At 74.1% G+C, this 4,335-nt stretch carries 4 protein-coding genes and 1 pseudogene; 2 read left to right on the top strand and 3 right to left on the bottom strand.

Translation table 11 applies throughout. From position 1 onward, the window contains the following. The coding region (locus tag AXW62_RS35395; RefSeq protein WP_169808203.1) for a C40 family peptidase at positions 1-551 on the top strand (551 nt) is incomplete at its 5' end. Between the two features lie 473 nt (positions 552-1,024). Beyond that, entirely contained in the window at positions 1,025-2,014 is a 990-nt protein-coding gene (locus tag AXW62_RS35390; RefSeq protein WP_060948033.1) for an SDR family NAD(P)-dependent oxidoreductase, read from the top strand. 51 nt (positions 2,015-2,065) lie between these two features. Here AXW62_RS35390 and AXW62_RS35385 read toward each other — a convergent pair whose 3' ends face one another. The 3 genes and pseudogenes from AXW62_RS35385 to AXW62_RS35375 all read right to left on the bottom strand — a co-directional run. Beyond that, a complete protein-coding gene (locus tag AXW62_RS35385; RefSeq protein WP_060948032.1) occupies positions 2,066-2,770 on the bottom strand; it encodes a nitroreductase in 705 nt (234 codons plus the stop codon). Between the two features lie 270 nt (positions 2,771-3,040). Continuing rightward, a complete protein-coding gene (locus AXW62_RS35380; protein ID WP_030828577.1) occupies positions 3,041-3,631 on the bottom strand; it encodes a TetR/AcrR family transcriptional regulator in 591 nt (196 codons plus the stop codon). Between the two features lie 51 nt (positions 3,632-3,682). Then, a pseudogene (locus AXW62_RS35375) lies at positions 3,683-4,335 on the bottom strand (hypothetical protein); the annotation flags it as partial.

Raw genomic sequence — 4,335 nt, 5'->3', positions numbered from 1 at the left:
GCCTCGCCGCTCTGCGTGCCTCCCAGACGGCGGCCGCCCGCCACAAGCGCACCGTCCAGCGCAAGCTCGCCGCCGCCGACCGCCTCCTCGACCGGCTGACCCGCGAGCAGCGGCGGCGCGTGCTGGCGGCACTGGACGGCGACGGGGCCGGGGGCGCCGGGGCCGGGGGCGCCCACGGGGCCGATTCCCTCACCTCCACCACGGGCCGCGCCGCCCGCGCCGTCTCCTACGCGTACGCGGCCCTCGGCAAGCCGTACGTCTGGGGCGCCACCGGCCCCTACGGCTACGACTGCTCGGGGCTCACTCAGGCCGCCTGGCGGGCCGCCGGTGTCTCCCTGCCCCGTACCACCTACACCCAGATCAACGCCGGGCAGCGCGTCCCGCTCGGCCAACTGGCCCCGGGGGACCTGGTCTTCTTCTACTCCGGGATCAGCCACGTCGGCATCTACATCGGCGGCGGACGCATGATCCACGCTCCGCACCCCGGAGCCCCCGTGCGGGTGGCCTCCATCGCCGACATGCCCTTCGCGGGAGCGGCCCGCCCGGCGTAGCCCGCCCGGGACGGCCACCCGGCGCAGCCCTCAGCAGCGGCCCGCCCGGCGCGGTGTCAGCGGCCCGCCCGCGCGGCGCGGCCGGAGTGGTACGCCCCGACGCGGCGTAGCCGGAGTAGTACGCCCCGACGCGGCGTAGCCGGAGTGGTACGCCCCGACGCGGCGTGGCCGGAGTAGTACGCCCGGCGCGGCGTGGCCGGAGGGGCCACGGCTTCCCGCGCACCCCGCCGGACGTGGCCCCCTCGGGCACGCATGGCGGCGATCTGTCGGCTGGCTCCAGCGGGTGACGGCGATCTGTCGGAGGGGTCTCGGAGGGTCTCGGAGGGTGTCGGAGGGCCGTCGGTCACGGCCGTAAGGCTGATACGTGGCTGGGCGAACGGGCCCCGTCACCAGCCGGTCACCCACACGCGGTCCCCCCGACGAAACCACGCAGTCACCCTTACGCATACGCACGCGACACCAGGAGCCCCCTCATGCCTTCCGCGTCCTCTACGCCTTCTACCTCCCCGGCCGGGCCATGGGACGTCCACCGGCTGCCATCCGCCCAGGGCAAGACCTTCCTGGTGACCGGCGGCAACGCGGGCATCGGGTACTTCGTCTCCGAACAGCTCGCCGGTACGGGGGCCACCGTCGTCCTCGGCAGCCGGGACCCGGCGAAGGCGGACGCCGCCGTGGCCTCGATCCGCTCCCGGCTCCCCGAGGCCCGGGTGCGTCACATCCGGCTGGACCTCGCCGATCTCTCCTCCCTCACATCCTCGGTGGAAGCCCTGGAGGTGGATCGTCTGGACGCGGTCGTCCTCAACGCCGGGGTGAAGTTCGACCAGCCGCCCCGCCGGGAGACCGGCGACGGCCATGAGGCGATGTTCGGCATCAACCACCTCGGGCACTTCGCGCTGACCCACTGGCTGGCGCCCCTGCTCACCGCCGCCCCCGAGGGACGTGTCGTCACCACGGGCAGCTTCGCGGCCAAGTCCGAGCGGCTGGACCTCGACGATCTCCAGAGCACCCGGGACTACCAGCCGGAGCGCACCTACGGGCGGTCGAAACTGGCCCAGATGCTCTTCGGTTTCGAACTCGACCGCCGACTGAGGGCGGTGGGCAGCACGGTGCGGAGCGTGGTCACCCATCCGGGCGGCGCGCTGGACTCCCTCACCCCGTCCCGCCCGCCGATCCACGTCCGCACGCCCGGCGAACGGCTGCGGGGCCTGCCCGCCGGCGTCCTGGTCCAGGGCAAGGAGGCCGCCGCCTGGCCCGCCGTACGAGCGGTCCTCGACCCGTCCGTCACCGGCGGCCAGCTATGGGTCCCCCGGGTCTTCGGCCTCCGCGGCGTCCCGCACCGCGAGCCCGTCCGAGGCCATCTGGCGGATGCGGAGGTCGCGGCACGTCTGTGGTCGGCGAGCCGCGACCTGACCGGGGTCGAGCCGGAGTTCGGCCCGCCCGCGGGGGGCGATCAGGACGCGTAGTCCGTGAGCTTCTCGGTGCGTCGATCAGAAGAAGTCACCGGACCGGGTGGTTCAGTCGCTGAAGCGGGTCGTTTCGCTCAACTCCGCACGCGGGATGGAGATGCCGTTCACCGGAGCCGACGGGTCCGCGTAGCCGAAGGAGACACCGAGCAGCAGCTTGCGGTCCTCCGCGACGCCCAGGGAGCGGCGCACCGTGTCGGCGTAGAAGCTGAGGAGGCCCTGCGGGCAGCTCGCGATGCCGTACGCGGTCAGGGCGAGCAGCAGGGTCTGGCCGTACATGCCGACGTCGGCCGCCATCCGCACCTCCGCGGTGGACGGCAGGAACAGCAGGGCGACATGCGGGGCGCCGTAGAAGTCCAGGCTCTCGACGTCGTACGCGGCGCGGGCCGCGTCATCGTCGCGGCCTATGCCCAGCGCGCCGTACATCGCCGCGCCCGCCGCACTGCGCCGCTTCTGGTGGACGGCGTCGTACATGCCGTCGTCATAGGGGAAGTCCGGGTTCATCCGCCCGGCGGCGTGGGCGGCTCGCAGGTCCGCGCTGAGCCGGTCGCGGGCCGCGCCGCTGACCACCTCGACGTGCCACGGCTGGGTGTTGGAGTTGGAGGGCGCCGCGCCCGCGAGGGAGAACACGGCGCGGAGGGTCTCCCGGGGTACGGGGTCGGGGCGGAAGGCGCGGATGGCCCGGCGGCCGCGGATGAGCTGCTCGGCGTGGGTGCGCAGGGCCGAGGGGACGGGGCAGGGGAGGGCGGTGGCCATGGTGCTGTGGGTTCCTTGAACGTCGGGTTGAGTGCCGAGCCATGGGCTACGGGACTACTGGGGCTGCGGGGGAACTGCGGGGCCACTGGACCACGGGGTTGCGTGGCCCAGTGGACTACGGAGGCTGCGGGACTGCTGGACTACGCGGGGCTGCGGGGAGGGGTTCTGGCCACGGGCCGCGGGACTACCGGGCTGCGGGGGCTGCTGGCCACGGGCCGCCGGGCTAACGGGCTACGGGGGCTGCTGGCTACGGGCCGCCGGACTGCGGGGCTACGGGGCTACGGGAGCCGCCGGGTCCAGGAAGGACTGGATGATGCGCTCCGCCGCCTCTTTGAGCGCAGCCGCGGAGCGCTCGGCCGAGAAGATCTGCGTGGTGACGTTGGCCCCCTCCACCAGCATCTGGAGCATGTAGGCCAACCCCTGCGGGTCGCGGACCGGCAGCGGGGCGATCAACTCGGCCAGCATCTCCAGGTACTCGGCCTTCAGCCCGCCGGCCGTCCGGTGCACCGGGTGGTCACGGTCGGGGAACTCGACACAGGCATTGGCCAACGGGCAGCCGCGGAAGTCCGGTTCGCTGATCCGGTCGGCGATGGCGCCTATGACGTGGCGCAGCTGGCCCAGCGGATCGCCGGGACACGCGCCGCGCGCCGCCTCCAGCCAGTCACGCGGGGGTTCGGCCTGCGCCTTCACATAGGCGACGGCCAGGTGGTCCTTGGACTCGAAGCTCCGGTAGATGCTGGGCTTCCCGACCCCGGAACGCTCGGCGATCTCGGCGACGCCGACCGCGCGGATGCCCTCCTGGTAGAAGAGGTCGCACGCGACGCCCCAGACCCGCTGCCCCGCCGGTGACCGTCCTGCCATCAGGTCCACTCCTCATCCTCCGACGTACCGTTCGGTACTCACGCCGATGCCTCACCGTACCGATCGGTACGGCGGGACGTCAACCGCTGCCCGCTCGATGGCGTACGCCGGGCTCGGCTCGTCGGCCGCGAGGGCGTCAGCGGGTGCCGGCCCGCTCATCCCTTTCGCGTTGCGGGCTGCCGCTCGCAGCCGCTCGGACCAGGAGCGGACGTTGACGCCCGGCAGACCGCCGGGCGGGGCGGGTGCCGCCTCGCCTCGGCAGGGGCGGCAGAGGCCACCGGGGAGGGCGGACGAGGGACCCGGACGGCCGCAGTCGGCGCACTCCACGAGGCGGCGGATGGTGATCTGCGATCGCGGTTCCGGTTCCGGCTCCGACTCGGGCTCGGGCTCGGGCTCGGGTGGCAGCTTGCTCTCCAGCCGGGTGCGGGCCAGCGCGGCCGGGCTGTGCACCCGCGTCGGCAGCCCGGCGGTCAGCGCCTGTACGAGGTGGGCGGGGTCGGCGTCGCGCGCCAGCCACGTTGTGGCGAAGGGTTCCAATCGGGCACAGTCGGCGGCCGAGAGGGTCATGCGGGGGTCGGTACGGCCCAGGGACGCCAGGGCGCTGTAGGCGGCGCTTCTGGCGGGCGCCGGAGCGGGCGCGGGGGCCGGAGCGAGCGCCGGAGCGGGCGCGGGTGCGAGCGCCGGAGCGGGCGCAGGTGCGGGCG

The organism is Streptomyces hygroscopicus subsp. hygroscopicus (genome assembly GCF_001553455.1).
In the GTDB taxonomy this organism is placed as follows: Bacteria; Actinomycetota; Actinomycetes; order Streptomycetales; family Streptomycetaceae; genus Streptomyces; species Streptomyces hygroscopicus.
The sequence above is the reverse complement of the archived record's forward strand: the minus strand, read 5'-3'. Positions and strand labels throughout refer to the sequence as shown.

Bases quoted from the DNA above. Each gene is read 5' to 3' on its own strand.
- AXW62_RS35390 (WP_060948033.1), top strand. From the start codon at position 1,025: ATGCCTTCCGCGTCCTCTACGCCTTCTACCTCCCCGGCCGGGCCATGG.
- AXW62_RS35385 (WP_060948032.1), bottom strand. From the start codon at position 2,770: ATGGCCACCGCCCTCCCCTGCCCCGTCCCCTCGGCCCTGCGCACCCAC.
- AXW62_RS35380 (WP_030828577.1), bottom strand. From the start codon at position 3,631: ATGGCAGGACGGTCACCGGCGGGGCAGCGGGTCTGGGGCGTCGCGTGC.